This window comes from Tistlia consotensis USBA 355 (assembly GCF_900177295.1).
Taxonomy (GTDB): Bacteria; Pseudomonadota; Alphaproteobacteria; order Kiloniellales; family DSM-21159; genus Tistlia; species Tistlia consotensis.
Genome location: NZ_FWZX01000025.1, coordinates 18,976 through 36,213 on the forward strand (window position 1 = coordinate 18,976; position 17,238 = coordinate 36,213).

The 17,238-nt window shown below is 69.2% G+C and carries 12 protein-coding genes, 1 tRNA gene and 1 pseudogene; 8 read left to right on the forward strand and 6 right to left on the reverse strand.

Annotated elements, in window-relative coordinates:
- The first annotated feature begins 130 nt into the window (after positions 1-130).
- From gyrA to B9O00_RS23465, 3 genes are all read left to right on the forward strand, one after another.
- The gene (gyrA, locus tag B9O00_RS23455; protein WP_089229781.1) at positions 131-2,932 is read left to right on the forward strand and encodes a DNA gyrase subunit A; all 2,802 of its coding nucleotides are present in this window, start codon (positions 131-133) and stop codon (positions 2,930-2,932) included.
- A gap of 13 nt (positions 2,933-2,945) precedes the next feature.
- Positions 2,946-3,515: a pantetheine-phosphate adenylyltransferase gene (gene coaD / locus B9O00_RS23460; RefSeq protein WP_085125179.1), complete on the forward strand. Its 570-nt coding sequence runs from the start codon at positions 2,946-2,948 to the stop codon at positions 3,513-3,515.
- 263 nt (positions 3,516-3,778) lie between these two features.
- Positions 3,779-3,854: transfer RNA gene (locus B9O00_RS23465), tRNA-Lys, on the forward strand.
- A 114-nt stretch (positions 3,855-3,968) separates the two neighbouring features.
- On the opposite strand, the gene B9O00_RS23470 is transcribed toward B9O00_RS23465, so the two are convergent.
- The 5 genes and pseudogenes from B9O00_RS23470 to B9O00_RS23485 form a co-directional block, all read right to left on the reverse strand.
- A complete protein-coding gene (locus B9O00_RS23470; protein WP_085125180.1) occupies positions 3,969-7,112 on the reverse strand; it encodes a type I restriction endonuclease subunit R in 3,144 nt (1,047 codons plus the stop codon).
- A complete protein-coding gene (locus B9O00_RS23475; protein WP_085125181.1) occupies positions 7,109-7,813 on the reverse strand; it encodes an abortive infection family protein in 705 nt (234 codons plus the stop codon). Before B9O00_RS23475 ends, B9O00_RS23470 begins: the two co-directional genes overlap by 4 nt.
- Positions 7,813-8,595, reverse strand: coding sequence for a restriction endonuclease subunit S (locus B9O00_RS34265; RefSeq protein ID WP_367575467.1), 783 nt, complete (start codon positions 8,593-8,595; stop codon positions 7,813-7,815). Before B9O00_RS34265 ends, B9O00_RS23475 begins: the two co-directional genes overlap by 1 nt.
- 42 nt (positions 8,596-8,637) lie before the next feature.
- Positions 8,638-9,051, reverse strand: a pseudogene (locus tag B9O00_RS34270) (restriction endonuclease subunit S); the annotation flags it as partial.
- Positions 8,934-11,243: a type I restriction-modification system subunit M gene (locus B9O00_RS23485; RefSeq protein ID WP_367575466.1), complete on the reverse strand. Its 2,310-nt coding sequence runs from the start codon at positions 11,241-11,243 to the stop codon at positions 8,934-8,936. The pseudogene B9O00_RS34270 and the gene B9O00_RS23485, both read right to left, overlap by 118 nt.
- A 246-nt stretch (positions 11,244-11,489) precedes the next feature.
- On the opposite strand from B9O00_RS23485, the gene B9O00_RS23490 reads away from it, so the two are divergent.
- The 5 genes from B9O00_RS23490 (at position 11,490) to B9O00_RS23510 (ending at position 16,751) form a co-directional block, all read left to right on the forward strand.
- On the forward strand, positions 11,490-12,356 hold the full coding sequence (locus B9O00_RS23490) for an FAD binding domain-containing protein (RefSeq protein WP_085125182.1): 867 nt from the start codon (positions 11,490-11,492) through the stop codon (positions 12,354-12,356).
- A complete protein-coding gene (locus B9O00_RS23495; RefSeq protein ID WP_085125183.1) occupies positions 12,353-12,871 on the forward strand; it encodes a (2Fe-2S)-binding protein in 519 nt (172 codons plus the stop codon). Before B9O00_RS23490 ends, B9O00_RS23495 begins: the two co-directional genes overlap by 4 nt.
- Before the next feature lies 1 nt (position 12,872).
- On the forward strand, positions 12,873-15,116 hold the full coding sequence (locus B9O00_RS23500; protein ID WP_085125184.1) for a xanthine dehydrogenase family protein molybdopterin-binding subunit: 2,244 nt from the start codon (positions 12,873-12,875) through the stop codon (positions 15,114-15,116).
- Positions 15,117-15,139: 23 nt separating this feature from the next.
- Positions 15,140-15,412, forward strand: a complete 273-nt coding sequence (locus tag B9O00_RS23505) for a MoaD/ThiS family protein (protein ID WP_085125185.1) — start codon at positions 15,140-15,142, stop codon at positions 15,410-15,412.
- Between the two features lie 265 nt (positions 15,413-15,677).
- Positions 15,678-16,751: a tartrate dehydrogenase gene (locus tag B9O00_RS23510; RefSeq protein WP_085125186.1), complete on the forward strand. Its 1,074-nt coding sequence runs from the start codon at positions 15,678-15,680 to the stop codon at positions 16,749-16,751.
- A 9-nt stretch (positions 16,752-16,760) separates the two neighbouring features.
- Here the strand turns inward: B9O00_RS23510 and B9O00_RS23515 are convergent, their stop codons facing one another.
- Positions 16,761-17,213: a MerR family transcriptional regulator gene (locus B9O00_RS23515; protein WP_085125187.1), complete on the reverse strand. Its 453-nt coding sequence runs from the start codon at positions 17,211-17,213 to the stop codon at positions 16,761-16,763.
- Positions 17,214-17,238: the final 25 nt, after the last annotated feature.

Consider the following 17,238-nt stretch of genomic DNA (forward strand, 5'->3'; position numbering starts at 1 on the left):
GCCGGCCGGCTCCCTTCCTTCGTCCGATTCGCCCGGTTCGTCCGGCGGCGGCGGCTCCGGCCGCGGCGGCTACGGCGCGGGCGGCTCCGGGGACGGCAGCGGCGTGACGCCGGTCACCATCGAGGAGGAGATGCAGCGCAGCTACCTCGATTACGCGATGAGCGTGATCGTGGCGCGCGCGCTGCCCGACGTGCGCGACGGCCTGAAGCCGGTGCACCGGCGCATCCTCTACTCGATGAAGGAAAACAGCTACGACTGGAACCGGCCGTACCGCAAGTCGGCCCGCATCGTCGGCGACGTCATGGGCAAGTACCACCCGCACGGCGACTCGGCGATCTACGACGCCATGGTGCGCATGGCGCAGAACTTCTCGATGCGCACCATGCTGGTCGACGGCCAGGGCAACTTCGGCTCGATGGACGGCGATCCGGCGGCGGCCATGCGCTACACCGAGGCTAGGCTGGCCCGGGTCGCCAGCGAGGCGCTGCTCGACGACATCGACAAGGACACGGTCGACTTCGCCGCCAACTACGACGAGACGACCGAGGAGCCGCAGGTCCTGCCGGCGCGCTTCCCGAACCTGCTGGTCAACGGCGCCGGCGGCATCGCCGTCGGCATGGCGACCAACATCCCGCCGCACAACCTGGGCCAGGTGATCGACGCCTGCTGCGCCTACGTCGACGATCCGGAGATCTCCATCGAGGGGCTGATGGAGCACCTGCCGGGCCCCGACTTCCCGACCGGCGCGACGATCCTCGGCCGCAGCGGCATCCGCGCCGCCTACCACACCGGCCGCGGCTCGGTGATCATGCGCTCCAAGACCCACATCGAGGAGCTGGCGCGCGACCGCGAGGCCATCGTCGTCACCGAGATCCCCTACCAGGTCAACAAGTCGCGCCTGATGGAGCGCATCGCCGAGGTGGTGCGCGAGAAGCTGGTCGAGGGCATCAGCGAGATCCGCGACGAGAGCGACCGCCACGGCGTGCGCGTCGTCGTCGAGCTGAAGCGCGACGCGATCAGCGACGTCGTGCTGAACCAGCTGTTCCGCTTCACGCCGCTGCAGACCTCGTTCGGCGTCAACATGCTGGCGATCATCGGCGGCCGGCCGCGCCTGCTGAACCTCAAGGAGGTCATCGAGGCCTTCATCCAGTTCCGCGAGCAGGTCATCACCCGGCGCACGGCCTACGAGCTGGCCGAGGCGCGGCGCCGCGCCCACGTGCTGGTCGGCCTCGCCATCGCGGTCGCCAACATCGACGAGGTCATCGCGCTGATCCGCGCGGCGCCGAACCCCGAGACCGCGCGCGAGCAGCTGATGGCGCGCGCCTGGCCGGCCGGCGACGTGGCGCCGCTGATCGAGCTGATCGCCGAGCCGATGTACCAGGTCGCCGCGGACGGCACCTACCGCCTGTCCGAGCCCCAGGCCAAGGCGATCCTGGAGCTGCGCCTGCAGCGCCTGACCGGCCTGGAGCGCGAGAAGATCCACGACGAGCTGCGCGAGCTGGCGGCGAAGATCGAGGACTACCTGGCGATCCTGACCTCGCGCGAGCGCCTGATGGAGGTGCTGCGCGGCGAGCTGGTCGACATCAAGGAGCGCTTCTCCGACGCGCCGCGCACCGAGATCGAGGACGCCGAGTTCGAGCAGGACATCGAGGCCCTGATCCCGCGCGAGGACATGGTCGTCACCTTCACTCACGGCGGCTACGTCAAGCGCGTGCCGCTCGACAGCTACCGCTCGCAGCGCCGCGGCGGCAAGGGCCGCAGCGGCATGGCGACCCGCGAGGAGGACTTCGTCACCCGCCTCTTCGTCTGCTCGACCCACACCCCGGTGCTGTTCTTCTCGAGCCGCGGCATCGCCTACAAGCTCAAGGTCTACCGCCTGCCGCTCGGCACGCCGCAGGCGCGCGGCAAGGCGCTGGTCAACCTGCTGCCGCTGGAGCCCGGCGAGACGATCTCGGCGGTCCTGCCGCTGCCCGAGGACGAGGCGGCCTGGGACTCGATGTTCGCGGTCTTCGCGACCTCGGCCGGCACGATCCGGCGCAACCGCCTGTCCGACTTCCAGCGGGTCTTCGCCAACGGCAAGATCGCCATGAAGCTGGAGGAGGGCGTCACGCTGGTCGGCGTCGAGACCGCCGGCGAGGACGACCACGTCCTGCTGGCGACGGCGCTCGGCAAGGCGATCCGCTTCCCGGTCTCCGACGTGCGCGTCTTCGCCGGCCGCGACTCCCTGGGCGTGCGCGGCATCCGGCTGGGCAAGGGCGACAGGGTGATCTCGCTGTCGATCCTGCGGCCCGCGGAGCTCGGCTCGATCGAGGAGCGCGACGCCTACCTGCGCATGGCCTCGGCCTTCCGCCGCCAGGAGAACGGCCCCGAAAACGGCAGCGCGGACGGCGAGGAGGGCGCCGAGGAGGGCCTGGAGGCCGCGGCCAACCTGTCCGACGACGCGCTCGGCCAGGAGCGCTACGCCGAGCTGGGCGCCGCCGAGCAGTTCGTGCTCGCGGTCGCCGACGACGGCTTCGGCAAGCGCACCTCGGCCTACGAGTACCGCGTCTCGGGCCGCGGCGGGCAGGGCGTCACCAACATGGACCTGAGCCGCGCCAAGGGCCGCGGCGCGAAGGTCGCGGCGACCTTCCCGATCGAGGACGAGGACCAGCTGATGCTGGTCACCGACGCCGGCCAGACCATCCGCATCCCGGTGCGCCGGGTCAACGAGGACGGCTCGGTCGAGCAGATCCGCATCGTCGGCCGCGCCAGCCGCGGCGTCACCCTGTTCCGCGTCGGCGAGGGCGAGCGTATCGTCTCGGTCGCGCGTCTGACCGGCCAGGCCGCCGCCGAGGCCGAGGAGGAGGACGCGGACGACACCGGGGGCGAGGCCGGGGGCGAGGCCGGCGGCGACACCGCGGGCGACGGGGACGCCGGCGGGGCCGGCAAGTAGGAGGAGAGGGGAGATGGTGGGGACCAGCGAGCGGGCGCCGCGCATCGGCGTCTATCCGGGCACCTTCGACCCGATCACCCTGGGCCATCTGGACATCATCAAGCGGGCCAGCGGCCTGGTCGACCACCTAGTGGTCGCGGTCGCCCGCAACGCCGGCAAGAACCCGCTGTTCGGGGTCGCCGAGCGCCTGGAGATGGTGCGCGACGAGCTGGAGGCCCTGGACAGCCGCGGCGCGAAGCTGGAGGCGCGGGCCTTCGACAACCTCCTGATGACCTTCTGCCAGCAGGCCGGCGCCGGCGTCATCCTGCGCGGCCTGCGCGCCGTCTCGGACTTCGAGTACGAGTTCCAGATGGCCGGCATGAACGCCCGCCTCGACCCCAAGATCGAGACGGTCTTCCTGATGGCCTCGGAGCGCCAGCAGTTCATCTCCTCGCGCTTCGTCAAGGAGATCGGCCGCCTGGGCGGCGACATCACCTCCTTCGTCAGCCCGCGCGTCGCCCGCCGCCTCGCCGAGTCCTTCAACCTCGAGGCCGGCAACGGCCAGCGCGACTCGCGATCGGTGCAGACCCTCCGGGAGATCTGAGCCGGTCAGTCCGCCGCCCGAGACAAGGTCCCTCACCGCCCCTGGGGGCGGAGAGGGAAGGGAGAGGTGGGGGATTCGGGGCCCCCGCGCCTCCCGCTCCCTCGACGATCGGGCGTCACGGCGCCAGCCGACCGGCCCGCAACGCCCCACCTCACTCCGACCCTCTCCCTCCCGAAGGGGCGGAGAGGGAGCAGGAGGACTTGCCCGGTTGACCGGAACCGGCGCTGCCCCTAGCTTCGCCGCGCCCGCCCTGGCCGCGGGACGAGCCCGTAGCTCAGCCGGTAGAGCAGCTGACTTTTAATCAGCGGGTCCGGGGTTCGAGTCCCCGCGGGCTCACCACTTTAAAATCAATGTGTTAGAAGGAAATCGGAAGCCGGCAACATACTCAATTTCGAGCCTTGGGTAACAGTCGGGTGTTGATTGTCCGCTCGGCCAGCAGCTGAGGCCGGCATGTCACACCGCCCACTCGGCCGACAGCAGGGCCGCCTGCTCCAGCACGGTCTGCGTCGCCTTCTCCTGCATGTCCGGCGGATAGCCGTATTTCCGCAGGATCCGCTTCACCAGCACCCGCAACTGCGCGCGCACGGTCTCGCGAAGCGTCCAGTCGATGGTGACGTTCTTGCGCACCGTCTCCACCAGCTCGCGCGCGATACCACGCAACGTCTCGTCCCCGAGGACCTTGACGGCGCTGTCGTTGGTCTCCAACGCGTCGTAGAAGGCCAACTCAGCCTCTGTCAGGCCGAGCGTCTCTCCGCGCGCGGCAGCCTCGCGCATCTCCTTGGCGAGGGCGATCAGCTCCTCGATCACCTGGGCGGCCTCGATCGCGCGGTTCTGGTACCGCCGCAGTGTCTGTTCGAGCATCTCGGCGAAGGAGCGTGCCTGCACCACGTTCTTGCGGCCCCGGCTCTTGATCTCCCCCTTCAGCAGCTTCTGCAGAAGCTCGACGGCCAGATTGCGCTGCGGCATGCCGCGCACCTCGGCGAGGAACTCGTCGGAGAGGATCGAGATGTCGGGCTTCTCCAGGCCGGCCGCCGCGAAGATGTCCACCACGCCTTCCTGAGTGACGGCGCGCGAGATGATCTGCCGGACCGCATGGTCGAGTTCTTCCTCGGGTCGGGGGTCTCCCGGTGCACGCTTGGCGAGGACCGCCTGCACAGCCTGGAAGAAGGCGACATCGTCACGGATGCGCAGCGCATCGTCATGGGGCACCGCCAGGGCAAAAGCCTGCGACAGCTCGCGCGTAGTGTGCAGGAAGCGCTCCTTGCCGTTATCCTGGGCCAGGATGTGCTCCTGTGCTGCCGGCAGCAGGCTCAGGCGCTCCTGCGGGGTGCCTTTCATCCATTTCGACCAGTCGAAGCCGTGGAACAGCGCGCAGCAGACCTCATGCTTCGACAGCATGAGGGCCACGGCTTCGTCCTGGTTCAGCGCCGTCCGCCCCTTGCCGCCGCTCTCCGTATAGGTGGCCAAGGCCTGCTTCAGCTCGTGGGTGAGGCCCAGATAGTCGACCACCAGTCCGCCGGGCTTGTCCTTGAAGACCCGGTTCACACGGGCGATGGCCTGCATCAGTCCGTGCCCGCGCATCGGCTTGTCGAGGTACATCGTGTGCAAGCTCGGGGCGTCGAAGCCCGTCAGCCACATGTCGCGCACGATCGCGAGGCGGAAGGGGCTCTTCGGATCGCGGAAGCGGTTGGCCAGGGCTTCGCGCCGCGGCTTGGTCCGGATGTGCGGCTGCCAGTCGAGTGGGTCCGACGCAGAGCCGGTCATCACGACCTTCATTGCGCCTGTTTCGTCGCCTTCGCCATGCCACTCGGGGCGCAGCTTGGCGATCTCGCGATAGAGCTCGACGGCGATGCGACGGCTCATGCAGACGACCATGGCCTTCCCGTCCATCGCTTCGAGCCGCTTCTCGAAGTGCTCGACGATGTCCCGCGCCACGAGTTCGAGCCGCTTCTGCGAGCCGACGATGGCCTCCAGCTGTGCCCACTTGGTCTTCAGCTTCTCCTTGCGCTCGATCTCCTCGCCCTCGGTGGCCTCTTCGAACTCCGGGTCGATCTTCGGCCTCTCGGTCTCGTCGAGCGCGATCTTGGCGAGGCGGCTCTCGTAGTAGATCGGCACCGTGGCGCCGTCCTGCACCGCCCGCTGGATGTCGTAGATGCTGATGTAGTCGCCGAAGACGGCGCGGGTGCTGGCGTCCTGCAGCTCGATCGGCGTTCCCGTGAAGCCGATGAAGGAGGCATGCGGCAGCGCATCGCGCATGTGGCGCGCGTAGCCGTCGATGAAGTCGTATTGGCTGCGGTGGGCCTCGTCCGCGATCACCACGATGTTGCGCCGTTCGGAGAGCGTCGGATGTTGGTCGCCTTTCTCCTCCGGGAAGAACTTGTGGATCGTCGTGAAGACGACGCCACCGGCCTGCACAGCCAGAAGCTCGCGCAGATGCGTCCGGGAAGCCGCCTGCACCGGCGGCTGGCGCAGCAGGCCGGCGCAGCGTGAGAAGGTTCCGAAGAGCTGGTCGTCGAGGTCGTTACGGTCGGTCAGCACGACGACGGTCGGGTTCTCCATGGCCGGCTCGCGGATGATCCGACCGGCATAGAACGCCATGGTCAGGCTCTTGCCGGAGCCCTGCGTGTGCCACACGACGCCGACCCGTCGGTCGCCCGGCTTGCCGCCGAGCCTGCCGCCGGCTTCGTAGCGCCCCTGCTCATCGGCGAAGCCTGCCGGTCGGCGCAGCATTTCGGCTGCGCGCAGGGTTTCGCCGACTGCTGCCTGCACGGCATGGAACTGGTGGTAGCCGGCGATCTTCTTGACGACCCGAGCCCCGTCATCCTCGAAGACGAAGAAATCGCGGATCAGGTCGAGGAAACGTCGCTTGTGGCACAGTCCCTCGATCACGACCTGCAACTCGGGCAGATGCGGATCGGCGAGAGCCTCGCCCGCGATGGTTCTCCAGGGCTTGAACCACTCCCTCCCGGCGCCGACGGCGCCGACGCGGGCCTCCACGCCGTCGGAGGCGACCAGCAGCGCATTGGTGACGAAGAGCGACGGAACGTCGGCCTGATAGGTCTGGAGCTGCTGGAACGCGCTCCAGATCGTCGCGTTCTGGCCTGCCGCGTTCTTCAGCTCGATCACGCCGAGCGGAAGGCCGTTGACGAACAGCACCACGTCGGGGCGGCGCGTGTGCCTGTTCTCGGCCACGCTGTACTGGTTGACGGCCAGCCAGTCGTTCGCTTCGGGCCGGTCGAAGTCGATCACACGGGCCTGCGCGCCACGGATCGCTCCGTCGTCGTCCCGGTACTCGACGGTCACGCCGTCCACGAGCAGCCGGTGCAGGCCCCGGTTCTGCAGGATCAGCTCGACGCCCTCGGGACGGAGAAGCTTGCGAAGGGCATCGTCGAGCGCGTCGGAGGGCAGTCTCGGGTTGATCCGCGCCAGGGCGTCGTGCAGGCGGCGTGCGAGGAAGACCTGCCCGTAGGTCTCGCGCTCGGCGTCCGGCTCGCCCGGCGCGATCTCCGCGCCGTTGACGACCTGCCAGCCGATGCTCTCCAGCCAAGCGAGCGCCGCCTGCTCGACGACGGATTCCGTGACGCCCCGGTCGGTCATGGCTGGGCCTCCTCTTCGGCGGGGGCCGCAGCCTCGGCATCGTTGCTGTCGAATTCGGCGAGGTAGATGCGATAGGTCTCGGGCTCCATCCGGAACAGGACCTCGCTTGCGCGGAACTCGACCTCGAAGACGCGAACCGGCCCGAACGTCTCGTCGACATGATCGTTGAAAGAGCCGTTGTCGTCGAAGCTTGGCCCGGCAGGCGGCGGTGGTGTCCGGTCTTGTCGATGAACGCGGTGCAGAAAGCCGACGATGGCGTCGGCCGCCTCGGCCGCGAGCAGCGCCTGGACCGCTTCCATCACCGGCCGCGGCTCGCCCGCGCCGTGCGAGGCGAAGCCGCACCGGTTACGCAACTCGGAGATGCCCTGGATCGCCGTACTTAGGCCGGTGAGCGTCTGTGCCAGGCTCTTGCGCACTTCGGTCGCATCGCTCGCTGTCGTGGGCAGGAACGGCAGATTCTGCGTGGCGGATTTGAACAGCTTGGGCAGATCGTCCGTGGCGGCATAGGCGACGGAGCGTTCGCCCAACACAGTGCGACAAGTGCTCTCCACCAGCGTCTTGGCGAGGTCGAAGGCCAAGCCGGGGTTCTCGACCACCGCTTGCTCGATGCCCTTCACCTGTTCCTCGATATGCGCAAGGCCCGCCGCCATGGCGTCGCGGGCGCCGTACATGACGAAGGGCTGGGGTGCAGGTGCAGCCATCACAGTACCCGATCAAGGAAGGTCTCGGCATCCTTCACGCGCAGGTCGCCAGAGATCAGCTGGGGCAGCAATGTGTCACGGAGGGCTGCAAGGGTGCGGGTTTCTCGCTCGCACGAGACGATCCGGCTGTGGAGCGACTGAACGGGACCATCGAAGGCTTCTAGAACGTCGTCAGTCGGGACTATTACCGGCAACGGTCGGAAGTTTGATTTACTAATTTCTTGAAACGTGGAGCCGTTTGCATTTTGCAGTATGGCTTCCATGTTCGCCTGAGTCCAAAGCCACGCAAAAACGTTCGAAAGACGGCCTTCACAGACCATCGCCACAAAACCTTGATTTACGGAGACGGGAATCTCTGCAATTGCCAAGTAACCGATGGGAGCGCGCGAGGAGAGCAAGACGGTTCCAACCGGCAACAAGCCGGAACCGATCTTTGCTAGGCCCGCAGAGGTGATACGCCGCGATGTCTCTAGAAGAGCTGGCCCTTCAAGTGAGGACAGGTCTTTCGGTGTCGCCCAGTTGATCTCACCATCCCAAAATGCGGGATTTCTGGTGCTAGGCGTAGAGCCGCCCACAACCCGGACTTCGTTGCCAATCCTAGAAACGTTCCACCCCTCCGGAACCTCGCCATGGTCGGTCTCGACCAGCCGGGCAGGGAAAAGGTCGGTGAGGTGGGGGGGGAGGCCGGGGTCGCGGCCTTCGGACTTGGCGCGGACGGGCTCGAAGTCGACAAACCAGGCCTTGAACAACGCCCGCGCCATCGCTTCTAGCGTCGTGCTCATCCGCCGGTTTACTTCGATCTTGTCATCGAGGGTCTGCAGGACGTGCCCAATTGCCCTCTGTTCGGCGCGCGAAGGCAGACAGATGTGGAAAGCCTTCACTTCAGGGAAATAGATCGTCTGGTGAGTCGTTCCGCTGGCAAAGCGAAGAAACGCCGATTGCTCCGACAAAAGAACGTACTTGAGGAAGCGATGATCCAATTCCGGCGCGCAGACCCAGTTGACGAAATCCTGACTCGTCGCCATAGGACGGCCCATCACGACCACATATCCGACGGAGGCTGTTCGCGAGAGGCAAACAGTATTTGCCGGAAGTATCCTGGCGGATGAATTGGAGATCCCTAGTTCGTTGGTGTGCTGGATCGTGTCATGGATCGTCCGGCCATGGTTGGCGGTGGCGTCCTTGATCCCGATCCACGGCACGTCGCCACCCCAGTACTCGGGGTGCCTACGGCTTGGGGTATGCCCGGTCTCCAAACGTGCGACGTCTGTGAGCTTCGTCCAACGCCATCCCTCGGGAGCTCGACTATCCGGCATTCCGACGCTGAGCGCGAAGTTGCCGGTGATCGTGCCTGTGGTTGCCGGGCGACCTCCGGTACGGGTCTCCGCGTGCCTAGCCGCCATACCCAAGCTCCCGTAGGTTGGCGGCGATGGCGGCGTCCAGCCGGATGGCCTCGTCCTGCTGCTTGCGTAGGTCGGCGACCAGCCGGGCCATCTTGTCGGCGAAGGCCTCGTCGTCCTCTTCCGCCGCCTCGGCGCCGACATAGCGCCCGGGAGTCAGCACATGCCCATGCTTGCGGATGTCGTCCAGCGAGGCGGCCTTGCAGAAACCGGGGATGTCCTCGTAGGCAGTGAGGCCATCCACCGCCTCGGGCGGCACGTCGGTCTCGCCGCGCCAGAGGTGGTACATGCCAGCGATCCTGGCGATATCCGGGCCTGAGCAGGTCGCGATGGGTGCGGTCGACCATGAAGCCCATCTTGCGAGCGTCGATGAACAGTACCTCGCCGCGCCGGTCGCGGAACTTGTGGTTCTTGCGGTCGCGGGCGAGGAACCAGAGGCAGGCGGGGATCTGCGTCGAGTAGAACAGCTGCCCCGGCAGGGCGACCATGCAGTCGACCACGCCTTCCTCGACCAGCTTCTTGCGGATTTCGCCTTCACCCGACTGGTTCGACGACATCGAGCCGTTGGACAGCACGAAGCCCGCGACGCCCGCGGGCGCGAGGTGATGCACGATGTGCTGCACCCAGGCGTAGTTGGCGTTGCCCGCTGGCGGGTCGCCATACCGCCAGCGCTTGTCGCCGCGCAGCCGCTCGCCGCCCCAGTCGGAGATGTTGAAGGGCGGGTTGGCGAGGATGAAGTCGGCCTTCAGGTCGGGGTGGCGGTCGTTGTGGAAGGTGTCGCCATGGGCGATCTGCCCGTCGATGCCCCGGATGGCGAGGTTCATCTTGGCCAGCCGCCAGGTGGTATAGTTCGACTCCTGGCCGTAGATCGAGATATCGGCCTTGGCCTTCCCGCCATTGCCGTTGCCGTTCCGGTGGGCGTGGATGAACTCCATCGACTGCACGAACATGCCCGAGGAGCCGCAGCAGGGGTCGTAGACCCTGCCGCGATAGGGCTCCAGCATCTCGACCAGCAGCTTGACGACGCAGCGGGGCGTGTAGAACTCGCCGCCCTTCTTGCCCTCGGCGCTGGCGAACTGCGACAGGAAGTACTCGTAGACGCGTCCGAGCACGTCCTTCGCCCGGGCTTCCGCGTCGCCGACCTTGATGTTCGAGATCAGGTCGATGAGCTGGCCGAGCCGGGTCTTGTCGAGCGCGGGGCGCGCATAGTCTTTCGGTAGCACGTTCTTGAGCGCCGAATTGTCACGCTCGATGCCGGCCATGGCGTCGTCGACGAGCTGGCCGATCGTGCTCTGGCGCGCCTGCGCCTTGAGATGCGACCAGCGCGCCTCGGGCGGCACCCAGAAAATGTTCTGGGCGCGGTATTCGTCGGGGTCCTCCGGATCGGCGCCCTGGGCTTTCTCGGCTTCGAGCTTGGCGTGCATCTCCTCGAAGGCGTCGGAGATGTACTTCAGGAAGATCAGGCCGAGGACGACGTGCTTGTATTCCGCCGCATCCATGCTTCCGCGGAGCGCATCGGCCATCCGCCACAGCTCGGCCTCGTAGCCGACGGTCGCGGCGGAGACGGCTGGCTTGCCGGGCTTCGGTCGACCCCGGGACGCCTTCGCTGGAGCGGCTTCGTCCCCGTCGGCCTCGACGCCGAGGTCAAGTCCGGCGAGGGCCTTGTCGATCTCGCTCTCGAAACCGACCAGATGGACGGACCCACCCCGGCCTCGCCCGGGTGCGATCACGCCCTCGTCGACCAGCGCCCGCTTCACTTCGTCATAGGTTGCTTCATCCCATCCGAGCGCCGAGCGTAGCGTTCCGTTGCCGGCCGAGCCGTCCTTCTCGGCCAACGCCGCCAAGAACCTGTCCTTCTGCGCCTGATCGGCCATCTGTGTTCCCTCAATTGCTTCGGCTCTGTGGCCGTTGGAGCCTGTTGCGCTGTGCCTACGCGGTCCCGTCAATCGCCAGGTGGTCCGCGGCCCGTTTGGGGTGCCCTTGGCCTGAGAGCCCGGCGGCAGGGGAGCCACAGTCAGACGTTGCATCATCTCACCCAGCGGCGTGCTCTGCGAAGCCTCCAACGCGGGCGTTTGGCCCTGGCCAACAGCCTAGACGAAGCAATGGAGTCTCGACGCTGGGCCGGCGTGCGGCCGCAGAGCCGGGTGAGCGCTGGTCCGGACTCCTAGAGGCAACCCTGCCGCCATTCCCCCCCTGGACAAGCCCGGGTCCGGCGGAGGACAAAGGCACCGCGAGCGCCGGCCGCGCCGGCGCGCCCTCCTTTGCCAAGGTGAGCGATGCGATACGAAGCCCCCGAGACCCTCGACGCCGCCGTCGCGCTGCTGGCCGGCGAGAGCGGGCTCGCCAAGGTGCTGGCGGGCGGCACCGACCTGCTGGTGCAGCTGCGCTCCGGCATGATCGAGCCGGCGCTGGTCGTCGACATCAAGCGGATCGCCGAGACCCGGCGCATCCAGGAAGAGAGCGGCGGCTTCCGCATCGGCGCGGCGGTCAGCGGCGCCGAGATGGGCGAGCACGCGGGCCTCAAGGCGGCCTGGCCGGGCGTCGTCGAGGCTGTGGAGCTGATCGGCTCGACCCAGGTCCAGGGCCGGGCGACGGCGGCCGGCAACCTCTGCAACGCCTCGCCGGCCGCCGACTCGGTGCCGGCGCTGGTCGCCGCGGGGGCGACGGCGCGCATCGTCGGGCCGGGCGGCAGCCGCGAGCTGCCGGTCGAGGCGGTCGCCGCGGGGCCGGGCCGGACCAGCCTCGGCCGCGGTGAGATCGTCGCCTCGCTGTTCCTGCCGGCCCGCGGGGCAGGGCAGGGGGATGCCTACCTGCGCTTCATCCCGCGGACCGAGATGGACATCGCCGTGGTCGGCGCCGGCGTCTGCCTGACGCTCGACGGCGACGGCCGCTGCACCAGGGCGCGGGTCGCGCTCGGCGCCGTCGGGCCGCGGGTGATCCTGGCCGAGGCCGCCGCCGCGGCGCTGGTCGGCACGACGCTCGACGAGGCGGCGCTCGACGCCCTGGCCGAGGCCGCCTCCGCCGCCGCGACGCCGATCGACGACAAGCGCGGCACCGCCGACTTCCGCCGGCGGGTCGCCGGCGTCCTCGCCCGCCGCACCGCCGTGATCGCCCGGGACCGCGCCAAGGGAGCCGCCGCATGACCGTCACCGTCACCACCACCATCAACGGCGACGCCGAGGAGTTCGTCTGCGAGGCCGACGAGACGCTGCTCGACGTGCTGCGCGACCACCTGGGCCTGACCGGCAGCAAGGAGGGCTGCGCGACCGGCGACTGCGGCGCCTGCTCGGTGATGCTCGACGGGCGCCTGGTCTGCTCCTGCCTGGTGCTCGCCGCCGAGGCCGAGGGCCGGCAGGTCGAGACCATCGAGGGCATGGCCAGGGGCCGGGAGCTGCACCCGCTGCAGCAGAAGTTCCTCGACGCCGCCGCCCTGCAGTGCGGCATCTGCACGCCGGGCTTCCTGGTCGCCGCCAAGGCGCTGCTGGAGCGCAACCCGGACCCGAGCGAGACCGAGGTGCGCTACTGGCTGGCCGGCAACCTCTGCCGCTGCACCGGCTACGACAAGATCGTGCGCGCCGTGCTCGAGACGGCCGCCGACATGAAATCCGCTGACATGAAATCCGCTGGCATGAAATCCGCTGGGATGAGGAGCGCCTGAGATGGACCAGTCGCAGACCACGCTGCCCCGCCGGTTCAAGGTCGTCGGCCAGCGCAAGCGCCGGCCCGACGGCATCGACAAGGTGACGGGCCGCGCCCGCTTCGGCGCCGACATGACCATGCCGGGCATGCTCTGGGGCCTGGTGCTGCGCTCGCCGCACGCCCACGCCCGGATCCGCTCGATCGACAGCTCGAAGGCCGAGGCGCTGCCGGGCGTCAAGGCGGTGGTCACCGGCGCCGACTTCAACGGCGAGCGCAACGACGTCTCGATCAACTGCATGGCCGGCGACAAGGCGCTCTACGACGGCCACGCCGTCGCCGCGGTGGCGGCGACCAGCAGGCAGGCCGCGCGCCAGGCGCTCAAGCTGATCGAGGTCGACTACGAGGTGCTGCCGCACGTCACCGACGTCGACGCGGCGATGAAGCCCGGCGCGCCGGTGATCCGCGAGGACCTCATCACCGCCGGCGTCGAGCCGGTGCCGACGAAGCCCTCGAACGTCGCGGCCCGGCACGAGATCGGCAAGGGCGACGTCGAGAAGGGCTTCGCCGAGGCCGACCTGATCGTCGAGCAGAGCTTCCGGACCGAGGCCACGCACCAGGGCTACATCGAGCCGCACGCCTGCGTCGCCTCGGTCAGCCCCGACGGCAGCGCCGAGCTCTGGGTCTGCACCCAGGGGCACTTCATGGTGCGCAACGTCTGCGCGGCCCTGCTGGGCCTGGACTCCGCGCAGCTGCGCGTCACCGCCTCCGAGATCGGCGGCGGCTTCGGCGGCAAGACGACGGTCTTCGTCGAGCCGGTGGCCCTGGCGCTCAGCCGCAAGGCCAACCGGCCGGTCAAGATCCAGATGACCCGCTCCGAGGTGTTCCGGGCGACCGGCCCGACCGCCTCCAGCTCGATCGACTGCAAGATCGGCCTGACGAAGGACGGGCGCATCACCGCGGCCCAGGCCGAGCTGCGCTACCAGGGCGGCGCCTTCAAGGGCGCCGGCGCCGACTTCGGCGCGATGGCGATCTTCACGCCCTACGACATCGAGAACGTCAAGGCGGTCGCCTGGGACGTGGTGACCAACCGTCCGAAGCTCGCCGCCTACCGGGCGCCGGGCGCGCCGATGGCCGCCTTCGCCGCCGAGTCGACGCTCGACGAGGCGGCGCGCCGGCTCGGCATGGACCCGCTGGAGCTGCGCCTGAAGAACGCCGCGCGCGAGGGCACCAAGGCGGCCTACGGGCCGACCTTCCCGCGCATCGGCCTGGCCTCCTGCCTCGAGGCGATCGGGAACAGCGCGCACTATCGCACGCCGCTCGGGCCGAACCAGGGCCGGGGCCTCGCCTGCGGCTTCTGGTTCAACTTCGGCGGCGAGACCTGCACGACGATCAACGTCAACAAGGACGGCACGGTCGGCCTGTCGGTCGGCACGCCCGACATCGGCGGCAGCCGCGCCTCGATGTGCGCGATGGCGGCCGAGGAGCTGGGCATCCCCTACGAGAAGGTCCGCACCGTCATCGCCGACACGGCCTCGCTCGGCTACAACGACGTGACCGACGGCAGCCGCGTCACCTTCTCCTCCGGCCTCTGCACGATCCAGGCGGCGCGCCAGGCGATCCAGCGCCTGTGCCAGCGCGCCGCGCTGATGTGGGGCATCGACGCGGAGGCGGTGGTCTGGGAGGACGGTCACGCCAAGCCGGCCGGCCCGAACGCCGGCAAGTTCGAGCCGCTCTCGCTGGCCGAGATCGCCGCCGCCTCGGCCAACACCGGCGGCCCGATCGCCGGCCACCACGAGGTCAACGCCGAGGGGGCGGGCGTCAGCTTCGGCGTGCATCTCTGCGACCTCGAGGTCGACCGCGAGACCGGTTCCGTCAGGGTGGTGCGCTACACCGCGGCCCAGGACGCCGGCAAGGCGGTCAACCCGGACTACGTCGAGGGCCAGATGCAGGGCGGCTCGGCCCAGGGCATCGGCTGGGCGCTCAACGAGGGCTACGTCTACGGCGACGACGGCCGGCTGCAGAACGCCGGCTTCCTGGACTACCGGATCCCGGTGGCCTCGGACCTGCCGATGATCGACGCGCTGATCGTCGAGGAGCCGAACCCCGGGCATCCCTACGGCGTGCGCGGCGTCGGCGAGACCTCGATCGTGCCGCCGCTGGCCGCCGTCGGCAACGCCCTGCGCGACGCGCTCGGCGTGCGCCTGACCGAGACGCCGATGGCGCCGCCCCGGGTGCTCGCCGCGCTCGCCGCGGCCGCCGAGTAGCCCGGCGGCGGGGCCGCCCGGCGATGGCCGCCCGCGCGCCGGCGACCGTCCCCGTGACGGTCCAGGTCTGGGGCACCTTGCGCAACGCCCTGGACGGCCGCGAGCGCGTCGAGGTCCGGGCCGGCACGATCCGCGAGCTGCTCGACCGCCTGGGCGAGGACTATCCGGCGCTGCGCCCGCAGCTCGCGCGCGGCGTCTCGATCTCGATCGACGGCGCGGTCTACAACGGCTCCTGGTTCAAGCCGCTCGGCCCGGAGCAGGAGATCGTCCTGCTGCCGCGCATCACCGGCGGCTGAGGCCGGGGATACTTCGCTCGTCCCGAAGTATCCTCTTGCGCCTGCTTCTGCTTCGTCCTGAGCTTGTCGAAGGGCGTGGGAGCGCGGGCGGTGCCTTCCTGCGGGTTCCCGTACTTTCACGGCAGCCCGCCGAAAGGGGCAGGGGGCGCCACCGCCTGATCCTCGGCCGTGCCGCAATGCCCGGTCCGGGGATTTGCATGGCCCCGGCCGGTGCCGGGTGCGTTATCAAGGCCGCCGGACCGAGCAAGCGTCGCAGGGAAGAGCCATGAAGCACTACAGGATCGCCGCCATCCCCGCCGACGGCATCGGACCCGAGGTCATCGCCGCCGGCCTGCAGGCGCTCGAGGCGCTGGCGCGGCGGGACGGCGGCTTCCGCCTGGAGGTCGAGTCGTTCGACTGGGGCTCGGACTACTACCGGAAGCACGGCGCGATGATGCCGGAGGACGGCACCGAGCGGCTCAAGGCCTTCGACGCGATCTTCTTCGGCGCGGTCGGTGCCCCCGACGTGCCGGACCACATCACGCTCTGGGGCCTGCGCCTGCCGATCTGCCAGGGCTTCGACCAGTACGCCAACGTGCGGCCGACGAAGATCCTGCCGGGCATCAGGTCGCCGCTCGCCGGGGTCGGGCCCGGCGACCTCGACTGGGTGATCGTGCGCGAGAACTCGGAGGGCGAGTATGCCGGCTGCGGCGGCCGGGCCCACCGCGGCCTGCCCGAGGAGGTCGGCACCGAGGTCGCGATCTTCACGCGGGTCGGCGTGACCCGGATCATGCGCTACGCCTTCCGGCTCGCCCAGGCGCGGCCGCGCAAGCTGCTGACCGTGGTCACCAAGTCGAACGCCCAGCGCCACGGCATGGTGATGTGGGACGAGATCGCCGCCGAGGTCGCCCGGGAGTTCCCCGACGTGACCTGGGACAAGATGCTGGTCGACGCCATGACCGTGCGCATGACGCTCAAGCCGAAGAGCCTCGACACCATCGTCGCGACCAACCTGCACGCCGACATCCTGTCGGACCTCGCCGGCGCCCTGGCCGGCAGCCTGGGCGTCGCGCCGACCGCCAACATCGATCCCGAGCGGCGCTTCCCCTCGATGTTCGAGCCGATCCACGGCTCGGCCTTCGACATCACCGGCAAGGGCATCGCCAACCCGATCGCGACCTTCTGGACCGCCTCCCAGATGCTCGAGCACCTGGGCGAGCCGGCCGCCGCGGCACGCCTGATGGCGGCCGTCGAGCAGGTCACGGCGCAGGGCATCCTGACCCCCGACATCGGCGGCACGGCGACGACCCGGGAGGTCACCGACGCGGTCTGCGAGGCGATCCGCAGCGCCAACCTCTGACGCTGTCCTCTAGGGTGCCGTCGCCGCGGGCGGGTGGCTGTCGGCGAGGCACTGGGAGTGGTCGGCCAGGACCTCGATGACCCGGCAGTCGGCGACGCGGCCGCCGCGGCACTCCTCGATCATGCGCTCCAGCTCGGCCTTGAGGGAGGTCAGGCGGGCGATGCGGTTCTCGACCTGCTGCAGTTGGGACCGGGCGATCGCGTCGGCGGCCTCGCAGGAGTGCGAGGGCCGGTCGGCGAGGCTGAGCAGCTCGCGGATGGCGTCGAGCGAGAAGCCGAGCTCGCGCCCGTGGCGGACGAAGGCCAGGCGGTCGAGGTGGGCCTGGCGGTAGAGCCGCTGGTTGCCCTCCGAGCGCTCGGGCTCGGGCAGCAGCCCGATCTGCTCGTAGTAGCGGACCGTCTGGACCTTGCAGCCGGTCCGCCGCGAGAGATCGCCGATGGTCAGCCTGCCGTCGCGCGCCATGCCTCGACCCTCCAGTCTCTGTAGC